Source organism: Roseateles sp., assembly GCF_036486225.1.
Taxonomy (GTDB): Bacteria; Pseudomonadota; Gammaproteobacteria; order Burkholderiales; family Burkholderiaceae_C; genus Roseateles.
In genome coordinates this window covers 1-13345 of sequence record NZ_DASVNZ010000335.1, presented here as the reverse complement: position 1 = coordinate 13345, position 13345 = coordinate 1, and the positions used below count along the sequence as shown (strand labels likewise).

The following is a 13345-nucleotide window of genomic DNA, read 5'->3' as shown; positions in this document are numbered from 1 at the left end:
TGCGTCGCTTCGGCCTGCTGGGCCCGCTGCTCGACGTCGTCGACCGTCGCGACGCCCTGGTCGCGTCGCTGCAGGACCAGCGCCAGCGCCTGCGCGTCGAAGGTGGCGGTGTCACGCAGCAGCGCCTGGCGGCCTTGCTGCGCGCGCAGGCCGACGTAGGTCGACGCGACCTCCGCCGTCAGCGACACCTGTGCGTCGGCCAGGTCGGCCTGCACGGCCTGCGCCTGCGCCGAGGCGGACTCGACCGCGCGCCGCGTGCCGCCGAAGAGGTCGACCTCCCACGTCGCATCGAAGCCGACGCTGTAGAGGTGGAGCGAGCTCTCGTGATCGGTGCCCGGGCCTTGCCAGACGCCGGCGCCCAGCACCGACGCCGACCCTGTCGGGCGGCCGTTGGCCTCCTGCGCCTTGAACGCGGCGCGTGCGGAACGCAGTCGGGCTTCGGCGGCCTGCAGCGTCGGGCTCTGGGCCAACGCCTGCTCGACGAGGGCATCGAGCGTGGCGTCGCCGAGCGCGCGCCACCACTGCGCCGCCACCGGTGCAACGGCGTTGGCGGATGGATCGTCGCGCTTGAAGCGCGATTGCTGGAGCGCTTCGGCCGCGACGGCCGGCGCGCCCTTGTAGTCGGGGCCGACCGTGGTGCAGCCGGTCAGCAGCAGCATGGCTGCGGCGGCCGCGATGGCCGACAGCGTGGTGAGCGTGGTGAGGCCCGGCCGAAGTCGGCCGGGTCGCCGGCAATGAGGCAGCTGAGGCCGGTGAGGGAGGTCAGGGAAGTGAGGGAACTGAGTCATGAGGATCTCAATGCGCGTCGTTGGACACCGGCGCCTTGCCGGGCTGCTGCGGTGTCTTGAGCGTGAGCGCCAGCGGAACGCAGAGCAGCAGCGCGGCCGCGAGCACGTAGAAGGTTTCGGAGAAGGTCATCACGCTGGCCTGCTGATGGATGGTCAGCACGAGCTCCTTCATCGCCTGCAGCTGCGCATAGGCGAAGTCGCCCACCTGCGCGAAGTGGCTGGCGGCGCTGCCGGCCAGGCGATCCTGGACCAGCGTGGAATTCGCGTTGAGCGTCTCGCCCAGCCGGTCGATGTGCAGGCTGTTGCGCCGGTCGATGAAGGTGCCGATGACGGCCAGGCCGACGGAACCGCCGAGGTTGCGCGCCATGTTGTAGATGCCGGCGGCGTCGCCCGATTCCTCGCGCGTGACGGTCGCCATCGACGCCTGGTTGAGCGGCATCATGCAGAGCATCTGGCCGACGCCGCGCAGCAGCTGCGAGCCGATGAAGTCGTGGCCGACGCTCTGCGCGGTGAGGCCGATGTCGAGCAGGCAACTCGCGGCGAAGGCGGCCAGGCCGAGGATCACCATCACGCGCAGGTCCACCCGCGAGATCAGCCGCGGCAGGATGGGCATCATCAGGAAGGCGGGCAGGCCCGCCAGCAGCATGATCGCGCCCGACTGGGCCGCGTTGTAGCCCGCGATCAGCGCGAGGAACTGCGGCACCAGGTAGGAGATGCAGTACAGCCCCGCGCCGACGGTGAACACGATGACGATGACGCTGGCGTAGTGCCAGTTGCGCAGCAGGCGCAGCCGCAGGATGGGCCTGGACGCGTAGCGCTGCGAGAGCGCGATCATCGCCATGCCGACGGCGGAGACCAGGCTCAGCGTGAGGATCATCGAGGACTCGAACCAGCGCTCGCGCTGGCCTTCCTCGAGCACGACGGTCAGCGTCGACAATCCGACCGCGAGGCCGACGATGCCCAGCCAGTCGGCGCGGATGAACTCCTCGAGATGCATGCGCTGCGCGGGCAGGCCGAGCAGCAGCAGCGCGAGCAGCGCGGCGCAGACCGGCACATTGATGAAGAAGCACCAGTGCCAGCTGGCGTTCTCGGTCAGCCAGCCGCCGAGCACGGGTCCCAGCAGCGGCCCGAGCAGCACGATCAGCCCGAACAGCGTCATGCCGACGGGGAGTTGATGCCGCGGCAGCCGCGTGCGGATGATGGTCTGCGCGGTGGGGATCATCGCGCCGCCGGTGAAGCCCTGCCCGATGCGCGCGAGGATCAGCATCGGCAGGCTGCCCGAGAGGCCACACAGCACCGAGAAGCAGGTGAACAGGGCCGCGTTGCCGACCAGGAAGTTGCGCAGCCCGAAGACACGCGTGAGCCACGCGGCCAGCGGGATCATGACGATCTCCGACATCAGGTAGCCGGTGGAGATCCAGGTGCCTTCGGTGCCGGTCGCGCCGATCGCGCCCTGGATCTGCGGCAGCGCGGAGTTGGTGATCGAGATGTCCAGCGTCGCCATCAGCGCGCCGAGCGCGCCGGCGGCCACGGCGATCCAGTCGCCCGTGCCGGCGTTGGCCTCGGCAGGCGATGCCGCACCCGGCGCCCCCGACGCACCCGGCACAGTCGACGCGGCCGGCGATGCGGCCTCAGCCATGGCGGGCTCCGCGCGTGTCGACGTCGGTGGTCACCGAGAGCCCGGGCAGCAGGCGATCGCGCAGCGTCGGATCCGCCTTCGGATCGAGCGTCACGCGGATGCGCACCGGCACGCGCTGGACGATCTTCGTGAAGTTGCCGGTGGCGTTCTCCGACGGCAGCAGCGCGAACTGCGCGCCGGTGCCGGGCGAGAAGCTCTCGACGGTGCCGTGCAGGTCGAGATCGGGCAAGGCGTCGACGTGCAGCGTCACCGGCTGGCCGGCGCGCATGCGGCCGATCTGCGTCTCCTTGAAGTTGGCGACGAGGTACACGTCCTGCGTCGGCACCACGGTCATCATCCGCGTGCCCGGCTGCACGAACTGGCCGACGCGCACGGTGGTGTCGCCGATGCGGCCGTCGATGGCGGCGCGCACGACGGTGTCGTCGACGTCGAGGTGGTTCTGGCGCAGCGCGGCCTCGGCGGCCTCGACCTGCGCCTTCGACTGCGCGACCTGCGCCTCGCTCGACTTCAGCCGGCCGTCGGCGGCCTTCACCGCGGCCTCGGCGGCGGCCAGGCTGGCGACGGCCTGGTCGCGGGTGTTGCGCAGCTCGGCCAGACGCTCGGCGGTGGTCGCGCCGGTGGCGGCCAGCGGTGTATGGCGCGTCACCTCGTCCTGCGCATGCGTCAGCGCCAGCCGCGAGGCCTCGGCCTGGGCGCGGGTCTGCGCGAGCTGGCCCTGCTGCTGGAGGATGTCCGCCTCGAAGCGGCGGATGTCGGCCTTGCGGCCGTCGATGGTGGCCTGCGACTGGTCGGCGGCGGCCTGGTACTGGCGGGCGTCCAGCTTCACGAGCGGATCGCCGCGCTTCACCGTCTGGTTGGCGACCACATAGACCTGAGTCACATAACCGCCGACCTTGGGCGCGGCGGTGACGCTGTCGGCCTTCAGGTAGGCGTCGTCGGTGGTCTCGATGAAGCGGCCGGTGGTCCACCAGTGGACGCCGTACGCGCCGGCGGCGACCAGCGCCGCCGCGGCGATGACCAGCAGCACGGGCCTGCGATTCGAGGACGGTTTGGACGGTGACTTGGCGGTGGCGGTGGCGGGCGCCACCGGGGCCGACGCGGGGGTGGACGTCGAGGCGTCAGGCCCGTTCGGGCCGGCGGGGGTCTGGGAAGACATGGGCGTGGCCGGGCTCGCCGGCTCGAAGAATTATTCCGGTCGCTATCTTTTTCCAGTTGGAAGATTTCTGTCAACTGGTATATTTTTGACTTCAGCCAGCTTTACACATGACCGAACGTCCCGTCCGAGCCCCCCGACACCGCGCCGACGCCGCCTATGCGCGCGGCGAGGAGACCCGCCGCCGCATCATTGACGTGGCGTTGCGGCTGTTCAGCGAGCGGGGTTTCGAAGGCGCGTCGACGCGCGAGATCGCGAAGGCGGCCGGCGTGAACGCGCCGGCGCTGCAGTACTACTTCGACAACAAGGAAGGCGTGTACCGGGCCTGCGCGCAGTACATCGCGGACAGCTCGGCGGCGCATTTCGGGCCGGTGGTCGAGCGGACGAAGGTGGTGCTGGCCGACCCGGCGGCGACGCCGGACCAGCTCTTCGAGGCCTTCGGCGTGATGCTGGACGCGCTGACCGATTTCCAGCTGCTGCCCGACGACGCCGAGTACCGCCGGCTGTTCATCGCGCACGAGCAGATCGGGCATGCGCCGGGCGTGCTGTTCGAGATCTTCGACAAGACCTTGCGGCCGCAGATGGGCGAGATGTCGGCCCGCGTGGTCGCGCGCTACTGCGGCATGCCGGAGAAGGACCCGCTGCTGGCGATGCGCGTGATGATGCTGTGCGGGCAGGTGATGGTGTTCTCGCTGGGGCGGCGGACCATGCTGACCAAGCTCGGCTGGGAGCGCTTCGGGCCGGAGGAGGTCGCGACGATCAAGCGTGCCTCGCGCGAGCACAGCCGCGTGCTGATGGACAGCTGGCGCGAGGAGTCGCGCCGGGCCGCGGCCGGACGCTGAGCCGGGACGACGAGCCGGGGCGCGGGTCGCGCCTGCCCCAATCGGGAGAGGCGCCCTGCCCAGCCGGCGACCACACTGCCCACGCAGACTTCGATGCGGTGCCGCTCCGGCCTGCCGGTGACGCTGCGTGGAGACTTCTCGTGAACGGAAACTTCAAGCGTTTGCTCGGCGCGGGCCTGCTGGCGGCGGCGTGCTCCTTCCTGGCGGTGACCTCCGCGCTGGCCGCGCCGGAGCCCTATCCCGCGAGCTTCGCGGTGCGTGACCTTCGCGTCGGCGACGTGACGATGCACGTGCGGGTGGGCGGCAACGGTCCGGCGGTGGTGCTGCTGCACGGCTTCGGCGATACCGGCGACATGTGGACGCCGCTGGCGGTCGAGCTGGCGAAGACGCATCGCGTCGTGGTGCCGGACCTGCGCGGGATGGGGCTGTCGTCGAAGCCGGAGGGCGGCTACGACAAGCGGACCCAGGCCGGCGACATCCGGGCGGTGCTGGAGCAGCTCGGCATCGATCAGTCGGACGTGGTGGGACACGACATCGGGACGATGGTGGCGTATGCCTACGCGGCGCGATATCCGGACAAGACGACGCGACTGGTGGTGATGGACGCGCCGGTGCCGGGCGTGCCGCCCTGGGACCAGATCGTGCGGCTGCCCGCGCTGTGGCATTTCGACTTCGGCGGCAACGACGCGCTGCGCCTGGTGAAGGGCCGCGAGCGCATCTACCTGGACCGCTTCTGGAACGAGTTCGCCGGTGATCCGTCCAAAGTGGACGAGGCGACGCGCCGGCACTACGCGAGGCTGTATGCGCGGCCGGGTGCGATGAAGGCGGCGTTCGCGCAGTTCCTCGCCATCCGCAAGGATGCGGAGGACAACGCGGAGTCGGTGAAGACCAGGCTCACGATGCCGGTGCTGGCAATCGGCGGGGAGAAGTCCTTCGGTGCGAACGAGGCGATCGTGATGAGGAACGCGGCGACGACCGTCACCGAGCTGGTGGTGCCGAACGCCGGCCATTGGCTGATGGAGGAGGCGCCCGCGGTGACGGTGAAAGCGGTGAGCGAGTTCCTGGCGGTGAAGTGAGGCGTGTTCGACTCGCCCGCGATGGCGGGCGGTCTGCATTCATTCCCCACGTTTCGAAGCCATGGTGCCTTCAACATGTCGACTCTGCGCCAGGGCTCGAGGCGTCCTCGGCCTGCGACGGCTCGGTGAGCGCCTGATGGAGCACCTCGAGCGCCTGTCCTAGATTCCCAAGCGCATGGGCATGCGCCAGCCAGAGGTCAAGCGTCAGAGAGAAGTCGTCCACTTCCACCAGCGAGAGCCCCGGCAGGTGGCTGCTGGCGGCCAGCAGGCTGCGTGGCGCCAGGCCGAGCCCCATCCCCGCCGCGACGAGCCGGAGCTGCGTTTCCGTCCCGTGCACATCGACGCCCAGGCGCAGCTGCTTGCCGGCGCCTTCCATCGCCCGCTGCAGCGCGGCGCGATAGCCGCAGCCCTGCGGATTCAGGATCCATTCGCTGTCGGCCAACTGGGCGATGCTTGAGCGTTCCGGCACGACAGGCGCGTGCCGGCTCTGCACGACCAGCACGTCGAAGGTGGCGATGTGCCTGGCTTCCGTTCCCGCCGGAGGCACGCTTCCCGACGGCAGCATGAGCACCGCCGCATCGAGATCGCCGTTCGCGACCGACTTCTGCAGCGCCGTGCTCCAGTCGGTGCGGCACCTCAGGTCGAGCGCGGGAAAGTTCGTTCTCAGGCGCATCGCGATCTCGAACAGCGCGACGTCCGCGATGACCTGCGGCAGCCCGATCCGGAAGGTTCCGCTGGGCGCCTCGTCATCCCTGGCGAGGCGCTTCAGACGGTCGATATCGCGAAGAATCGCCGAGCCCGACTGATGAATGCGCCGGCCCACGGCCGTGGCGGTCGGCGGGCGCGTCGACCGGTCGAGCAGCGGCGTTCCCAACAGATCTTCCAGTTGCTGGACACGGCGGGACACCGCTGACTGCGTGAGCGACAGACGGTCCGCCGCTTTCGTCAGGGAGGTCGTGTCGACCACGGCGATGAAAGCTTTCAGTTCGTCCAGCATGGCGATTCCTGGTGTCATCACAGTATGCGAATGACGCATTCTATGCATGACAACTATTCGCTTGATCGATGCTACGGCGCTGCGTATGGTCCGGTCATCAGCCCGCCACGCGGTTCTTCCTCAGCCTCGAGTCCACCATGCCTCTCGTCCGAATCAACATCGCCAAGACGGCGACTGCCGATACCGTCCATGCGATCAGCCACGTCGTGTACGACGCGATGACGCGCGTCGCGAACGTTCCCGCCAACGACAAGTTCCAGATCGTCACGCGCCACACCGAGGACGAGTTGATCTACCCGCAGGAGGGCTACCTCGGCGTCACCTACACCCCGAACATCGTCTTCATCCAGGTCACCTGGAATGCCGGCAGGACCGTCGAGGTGAAGCAGGCCTTCTACAAGGCGGTGGCCGAGGGCATCGCCGGGAAGACCGGCCTGCGCATCCAGGACATCTGGATCAGCCTGGTCGACGTGGCCCGCGAGGACTGGTCCTTCGGCAACGGCGAGATGCAGTACGCGCCCAAGGCCGCCTGACGCACCGGCGCACCGATCCCATGAAGCTCGCCCGCGTCATCCACCAGGGTCGGATCAAGCTCGCGCTGGTCGAGGAAGAGGGACTCGAAGTCCTTCTGCTCGACCGCCTGCTCGCCCATGACCCCAATCCCGTGCGCACGGTCATCGAGCGCCGCCTGAGCGCAAAGGAACTCGTCGACGCCGCCACCGGACGTGCGGCGTTCGACGAGGTCACCTTCCTCTCGCCGCTGTCGCAACTGGTCCGCAACGTCTTTGCCGTGGGCAAGAACTACGTCGATCACGCACGCGAGTTCGACACCAGCGGCTTCAACGCGACGAGCGGTGCCGCCGCGATCCCGTCGTCGCCGCAGTTCTTCACGAAGGCCACGACGTCCTTGGCCGGGCCCACCGACCCCATCGTCTTCAGCGAGGCGACGACCTCTTCGGTGGACTACGAGGGCGAGATCGGCGTCGTGATCGCCCGGGAGTGCCGCAACGTCCCGGAGGGCGAGGCGCTCGACGCGGTGTTCGGCTTCGTGGCGCTCAACGACCTGACGGCGCGGGACCTGCAACGCAGTCATGTGCAGTGGTTTCTGGGCAAATCCCTGGACACCTTCTGCCCGCTCGGTCCCTGGATCACGACGATCGACCAGGCGCCGGTCGAGTCGCTGCGCGTGCGGACATGGGTGAACGGGGAACTGCGCCAGGACGCGCCGCTGAGCGACCTCATCTTCAGCGTTCCGAAGCTGATCGCGACGCTGTCGTCGGCGATGACCCTGCTGCCGGGCGACATCATCGCCACCGGCACGCCGGTCGGGGTCGGCATCGGCTTCTCGCCGCCTCGGTTCCTGCGGGACGGCGACGTCGTGCGCGTGTCGGCGACCGGGTTGGGTGAGCTTCGGAACACGGTCAAAGTGGTGATCCGCTGACGGCGACTAGATCGAGGCAGCCGCGGCGACAGATTTCCGCAGCGTCTCGCGCACGCTCGTCAGGATCTCGTCGGAGAGCTCGGGGTCATCCACCGCGCGTGCCAGCACCATGGCGCCCACCATGGCGGACACGGTGTGGATCGCCTCGCGTCGCGCGGCCTTCCTGGTGAGCTTTCCCCATGGCTTGCTCAGGTGGCCGATCGCCGTGCGGAGGTAGCGCGTCAACGACGGACGAACGCTCTCCTCGCGGCCCACCTCGGTCGCCAGACAGGCGAACAGGCAGCCTTGTTCAGGCGCGTCCCGGTGCGTGGCGCTCAGGTAGTCGTCGAAGTGCGCCAGCAGCGCCTTCGGCGATTCGCCCGCGGCCTCGATGGTCGCCAGCGAGGCCAACGAGGCGTGCTCGAAGCTTTCGCTCATCAGCGCCTCCTTTGAGGCGAAGTGGTTGTAGAACGGCCCGTGCGTCAGCCCTGACGCGCGCATGAGCTCGCCGACGCTCACGCCCGCAAATCCTTTCTTTCGAAACAGCGCTGCCGCTGTCTCCAGGATGCGGGCGTGCTTCTCGGCGGTCTCGGCGGCGGGATAACGCATGGGAACTCCTTCGATGTGAACGGCGCGTGACGAGCGGCGTGCGCTTGACACCGAACATGATAGCAATCATGCTTCGCCGCCAAGCGTGATGGCCATCATGCTTAGGCGTGGAGCCGGGCCCGATGGGTCGTGGGACGACCGCCTCGACCTTGTGATTGATTTGGAGAGATTCATGAAGCTGGAAGGAAAGATCGCCGTTGTCACCGGGGCGAACTCGGGCATCGGACTGGCCACTGCCAGGACCCTGATCGAGCAGGGCGCCGCCCGCGTCTATCTGACGGGACGGCGCGCCCAGGAACTCGAAGCGGCGGCAGCCTCCTTGGGCGAGCGCGCGGTCGCCGTCGTCGGCGACGTCACCCGGCCGGCCGACCTGGACCGGCTCTTCGAGCGCGTGAAGGCCGAGTCCGGCCGTCTGGACATCGTCTGCGCGAATGCCGGCTTCGCCGCGCTGGCGCCGCTCGGCAGCCTGACCGAGGAGCACGTGGACTCGCTGCTGAACACCAACGTCAAGGGCGTGGTCTGGACGGTGCAGAAGGCGTTGCCGCTGATGAGCGCCGGCGGTTCCATCATCCTTCTCGCGTCGATCGTCGCGAGCAAGGGCTTCGCCAACTGGAGCATCTACAGCGCGACGAAGGCCGCGGTGCGCTCCTTCGCGCGGACCTGGGCGTCCGACCTGAAAGGGCGCGACATCCGCGTCAACGCCGTCAGTCCCGGCGTCATCAAGACGCCGGGCCATGAGAAGACGGGCGTGGCGCAAGACCAGCTCGCCGGCTTCTTCGACTATGCCGCGTCCGTCACGCCGCTGTCGCGCACCGGTCGCGACGACGAGGTCGCGCAGGTCATCGCCTTCCTGGCCTCCGACGAGAGCAGCTTCGTGACCGGCAGCGAGTTCTTCGTCGACGGCGGCATTGCGCAGGTCTGAGATCGACGGACGTCCCTGACAAGGACGTCCGCGCGGCCGTCCTTGGCAAATAAATGCATATGCAACTATAGTCGGCGGGACGGACCGCTATCGAATCCACCTCGGAGACCTCCATGCCCTATCTGCAGCTCGACGTGAACGATCATTACCCGGTCGAGGCCAAGCGCCTGCTGGCCAAGCGGATGAGCGAGACCTATGCCGAGATGATGTCCGTCGACGTGCGCCGCATCAGCGTCGCCATCCGCGAACTCGGCGAGGGCGGGGTCTGGCGGATCCCCGAGATCGGCGACGAGCCGACACCCGTCGCGCTCATGATGCTGGACATCCGCAAGGGCCGGCCGCCGGAGCTGCGGATGCAGGTCGCCAAGGCGCTCTGCGCCCATTGCATCGAGGTCCTGGGGCTGCGGGAAGATCGGCTCAACGTCGAATTCACCCAGCACACCGGGGACGAGATGTACCACCCGACCCTGGGTGGATTCAGCCCGGATTGGACGCCGGACGAGGCCTGATCCTGACGCGTCGCTTCAGGACGCGATGTGAGGCCGCTGCTTCAGACGGTCATCTCCGGCGGGAGCGACAGGCGCTGGATCGCCTGGGGCGGCTGTCCGAAGGCGCGCAGGAAGGCCTGCCGCATGCGCTCGCGATCGCCGAAACCCGTCTCGCGCGCGATCACCTCGATCGGATGCCGGCTCGTTTCCATCATGAGGCGCGCGGCTTCCACGCGAAGCCGCTCGACGGCCTTCGCCGGCGACTGCCCCGTCTCTTCGCGGAACACGCGGCTGAACTGACGCGGACTCAGGCTCGCCGCCTCCGCCAGCACCTCCACCGAGAGGTCGCTGGCCAGGTTCTCCCTGACGTAGTTCAGCGCGAGCTGGACGCGGTCCGATTTCGCATCGAGTTCCAGCAGGGCTGAGAACTGCGATTGACCGCCGCCGCGGCGCTGATACACGACCAGCTTGCGCGCGACGGAGCGCGCGATCTCCGACCCCAGGTCCTTCTCGACGATGGCGAGCGCCAGGTCGACGCCCGCGCTCATGCCGGCCGACGTCCAGATCGGCCCGTCCACGATGAAGATCCGATCCTCTTCAAGCTGCACGTCGGGGTACTGCTGACGGAATGCCTGTGCGTGGTACCAGTGCGTCGTGGCGCGACGGCCGTCGAGCAGACCCGCCGCCGCGAGCACGAAGGAGCCGGTGCAGACCGAGGTCACCCGCCGTGATTGATCCGGCGCCGTGGCGAGGAAATCCAGCAGGCTCTGCGGCGGCAGCCGGCATTCGTTGTCGCCGGTGACGATGAGCGTGTCGTAGACACGGGCGCGCAGTTTCTCGGTGTGGACCGAGAAGCCTTGGGAGCAGGTCGTGAGACCGCCGCGTTCCGACACCAGCGTGAACTCGTACGCCGGCGTTTCGCTCATCAGGTTGGCGTACTCGAACACCGTGAGCACCGCCAGGCCGAGCGCCTGGAAGTTGGGGTAGACGACCAGTCCGATGGAATGCATGAGTCATCGATCGCGATGAAAGGACTCACTGTATTTCACCGCCGATCGAATGCGCACGGGTAGCGGGAATCTCCCCGTCGGGCCAGGGTGCGATCCGCGCCGCATGGCCGGAATCCTTGCGGATCCGACGTTGTCCTTCCCATCCACGCCCCCGAGATTCGAAGCATCGATGGACGTCCCGTCCATTCGATTCAAACGCAATCCAAAGGACTCCGTCATGGCCTACCAGACCATCAATCCGACCACCAACGAGCTCATCCGCACGTGGCCCAATCACACCGATGCCGATGTCGAAACCGCCCTGGCCGACGCGCATCGTCTCTACAAGTCGTCCTGGAGCAAGGGCGACATCCAGCCCCGTCTGCAGGTGCTGCGCCGGCTCGCGGATCTGATCGACTCGCGCGCCGAGGAACTGGCGACGCTGATCACCAACGAGATGGGCAAGCTGATCGGCGAGAGCCGCGCCGAGATCGGCGTGGTCGCCGAGATCGCGCGCTTCTATGCGGACAACGCCGAGCGTTTCCTCGCGCCGGTCAAGATCGAATCGGCGCAGGGCGACGCGTGGATCGAGCATCACCCCATCGGCGTGCTACTGGCGGTCGAGCCGTGGAACTTCCCGTTCTATCAGCTGATGCGCGTGATGGCGCCCAACCTGGCGGCGGGCAATCCGATCGTCGCCAAGCACGCCAGCATCGTGCCGCATTCCGCCAGCGTCTTCGAGGCGCTGGTGACGGAGGCCGGCGCGCCCAAGGGCGCCTGGACCAACCTGTTCATCACCGCGGACCAGGTCGCCCGGATCATCGCGGACGACCGCGTGCAGGGCGCCGCGATGACCGGCTCCGAAGGGGCGGGCAGCGCCATCGCCGCCCAGGCGGGCAAGCACCTCAAGAAGACGACGCTCGAGATGGGCGGCAACGACGTGTTCATCGTCCTGGAGGACGCCGACCTGGACAAGGCCGTCGAGCTGGGCGCCTTTTCGCGCCTGCATGTCGGCGGCCAGGAGTGCATCGGCGCGAAGCGTTTCCTGGTGCATGAGCGCATCGCCGACGCCTTCCTCGAGAAGTTCACCGCGGCGTTCAAGGCCGTGAAGATCGGCGACCCGCTGGACGAGTCGACCACCCTGGGTCCGCTGTCCTCGCAGTCCGCGCGTGACGGACTGGCCCGGCAGGTGCAGCAGGCCGTCGCGCACGGCGCCACGCTGCATTACGGCGGCAAGGTCGTGGACCGCATCGGCCACTTCTTCGAGCCGACGATCCTGACCGACGTCCGACGCGACAACCCCGCCTACTTCGAGGAGTTCTTCGGTCCCGTGGCGCAGGTCTACGTCGTGCGCGGCGACGACGAGATCGTCGAGCTGGCCAACGATTCCCGCTACGGACTCTCGGGCGTCGTGTTCTCGAAGGACATCGTGCGGGCGACGGCCCTGGCCTCGCGCATCGAGACGGGCGCGGTCTGGATCAACACCTTCTCCAGCACCGGTCCCGAACTGCCGTTCGGCGGCGTGAAGCGTTCCGGCTATGGGCGTGAACTGTCCGAACTCGGCATCAAGGAATTCGTGAACCAGAAGCTGGTGCTGGTCGCCAAGGACTGACATTGGAAGTGGCCGGATTCATTGCATCAATGACATTGAGGAAACGGGTCCCGGTCACCAGAATTCTTCCCAGGGCCAGACAGAACGTCGCCTCCAACCCACCTGAAAGAGCACTGACATGAGCACGACCACCAAGGGCACCGCCGTCATCACGGGCGCCTCCACCGGCATCGGCGCGATCTATGCGGACCGCCTCGCCCGCCGCGGCTACGACCTGATCCTGATCGCCCGCAACGAAGCCCGCCTGAACGCGCTGGCGGCCCGCCTGGGCGCCGACACCGGCCGCTCGGTGAAGGGCATCGCCGCGGACCTGAACAACAAGGCCGATCTGGCCCGGATCGAGACGCTGTTGAAGCAGGACGCCAGCATCTCGCTGCTGGTCAACAACGCCGGCGTCGGTTCGGTCGCCTCGCTGCAGACCGCCGACGTGGAAGCGATGGAATCCATGATCGACCTGAACATCACGGCCCTCACGCGTCTCACGTATGCCATCGGCCCGGTGTTCTCCGAGAAAGGCAGCGGCACGATCGTCAACATCTCGTCGGTGGTCGGCATCGCCGCCGAAGTCCTGAACGGCGTCTACAGCGCGTCCAAGGCGTATGTGCTGGCCTTCGGCCATTCGCTGCAGAAGGACCTCGGCAGCAAGGGCGTGCGCATCCAGACGGTGCTGCCGGCCGCGACGGCCACCGAGTTCTGGGACGTCGCCGGCTACTCGGCGCAGAAGGCCTCGCCCACCACGATGAGCGCGCAGGACCTGGTCGATGCCGCGCTGGTCGGCCTCGACAAGGGCGAGCTCGTGACCATCCCGAC

14 protein-coding genes are annotated in these 13345 nt (G+C 68.1%); 8 read left to right on the top strand and 6 right to left on the bottom strand.

The features are described from left to right. From VF536_RS21770 to VF536_RS21760, 3 genes are all read right to left on the bottom strand, one after another. Positions 1-659: TolC family protein (locus tag VF536_RS21770; RefSeq protein WP_331616985.1), on the bottom strand; the 659-nt coding region annotated here is incomplete at its 3' end. A 136-nt stretch (positions 660-795) separates the two neighbouring features. Next, positions 796-2427, bottom strand: a complete 1632-nt coding sequence (locus VF536_RS21765; protein ID WP_331616984.1) for an MDR family MFS transporter — start codon at positions 2425-2427, stop codon at positions 796-798. Next, on the bottom strand, positions 2420-3583 hold the full coding sequence (locus tag VF536_RS21760) for an HlyD family secretion protein (RefSeq protein ID WP_331616983.1): 1164 nt from the start codon (positions 3581-3583) through the stop codon (positions 2420-2422). The genes VF536_RS21765 and VF536_RS21760 overlap by 8 nt, the downstream gene beginning before the upstream one ends. A 107-nt stretch (positions 3584-3690) precedes the next feature. Here VF536_RS21760 and VF536_RS21755 point away from each other — a divergent pair, with 107 nt between their 5' ends. Together VF536_RS21755 and VF536_RS21750 are read left to right on the top strand one after the other, a co-directional pair. Next, positions 3691-4422 carry a CerR family C-terminal domain-containing protein gene (locus tag VF536_RS21755; RefSeq protein ID WP_331616982.1) on the top strand — a complete coding sequence of 244 codons (732 nt, stop codon included), beginning with the start codon at positions 3691-3693 and terminating at the stop codon, positions 4420-4422. 140 nt (positions 4423-4562) lie between these two features. Beyond that, the gene (locus VF536_RS21750) at positions 4563-5498 is read left to right on the top strand and encodes an alpha/beta fold hydrolase (protein WP_414710428.1); all 936 of its coding nucleotides are present in this window, start codon (positions 4563-4565) and stop codon (positions 5496-5498) included. A gap of 70 nt (positions 5499-5568) precedes the next feature. Here the strand turns inward: VF536_RS21750 and VF536_RS21745 are convergent, their stop codons facing one another. Beyond that, a complete protein-coding gene (locus VF536_RS21745) occupies positions 5569-6495 on the bottom strand; it encodes a LysR family transcriptional regulator (RefSeq protein ID WP_331616981.1) in 927 nt (308 codons plus the stop codon). Positions 6496-6632: 137 nt separating this feature from the next. Between VF536_RS21745 and VF536_RS21740 the strand changes: the two genes are divergently transcribed. Beyond that, complete coding sequence (locus VF536_RS21740) at positions 6633-7028, top strand: tautomerase family protein (RefSeq protein ID WP_331616980.1); 396 nt, start codon at positions 6633-6635, stop codon at positions 7026-7028. A 20-nt stretch (positions 7029-7048) separates the two neighbouring features. Continuing rightward, a complete protein-coding gene (locus VF536_RS21735; RefSeq protein WP_331616979.1) occupies positions 7049-7936 on the top strand; it encodes a fumarylacetoacetate hydrolase family protein in 888 nt (295 codons plus the stop codon). A gap of 6 nt (positions 7937-7942) precedes the next feature. Here VF536_RS21735 and VF536_RS21730 read toward each other — a convergent pair whose 3' ends face one another. Then, the gene (locus tag VF536_RS21730; RefSeq protein ID WP_331616978.1) at positions 7943-8524 is read right to left on the bottom strand and encodes a TetR/AcrR family transcriptional regulator; all 582 of its coding nucleotides are present in this window, start codon (positions 8522-8524) and stop codon (positions 7943-7945) included. Between the two features lie 172 nt (positions 8525-8696). Here VF536_RS21730 and VF536_RS21725 point away from each other — a divergent pair, with 172 nt between their 5' ends. Together VF536_RS21725 and VF536_RS21720 are read left to right on the top strand one after the other, a co-directional pair. Further along, complete coding sequence (locus tag VF536_RS21725; RefSeq protein ID WP_331616977.1) at positions 8697-9446, top strand: SDR family NAD(P)-dependent oxidoreductase; 750 nt, start codon at positions 8697-8699, stop codon at positions 9444-9446. A gap of 113 nt (positions 9447-9559) precedes the next feature. After that, positions 9560-9955: a tautomerase gene (locus VF536_RS21720; RefSeq protein WP_331616976.1), complete on the top strand. Its 396-nt coding sequence runs from the start codon at positions 9560-9562 to the stop codon at positions 9953-9955. A 41-nt stretch (positions 9956-9996) separates the two neighbouring features. Here the strand turns inward: VF536_RS21720 and VF536_RS21715 are convergent, their stop codons facing one another. Beyond that, positions 9997-10944 carry a GlxA family transcriptional regulator gene (locus VF536_RS21715; protein ID WP_331616975.1) on the bottom strand — a complete coding sequence of 316 codons (948 nt, stop codon included), beginning with the start codon at positions 10942-10944 and terminating at the stop codon, positions 9997-9999. 217 nt (positions 10945-11161) lie between these two features. Between VF536_RS21715 and VF536_RS21710 the strand changes: the two genes are divergently transcribed. Then, a complete protein-coding gene (locus VF536_RS21710; protein WP_331616974.1) occupies positions 11162-12535 on the top strand; it encodes an NAD-dependent succinate-semialdehyde dehydrogenase in 1374 nt (457 codons plus the stop codon). Positions 12536-12653: 118 nt separating this feature from the next. Continuing rightward, on the top strand, positions 12654-13345 hold a 692-nt coding region (locus tag VF536_RS21705), incomplete at its 3' end, for an SDR family oxidoreductase (protein WP_331616972.1).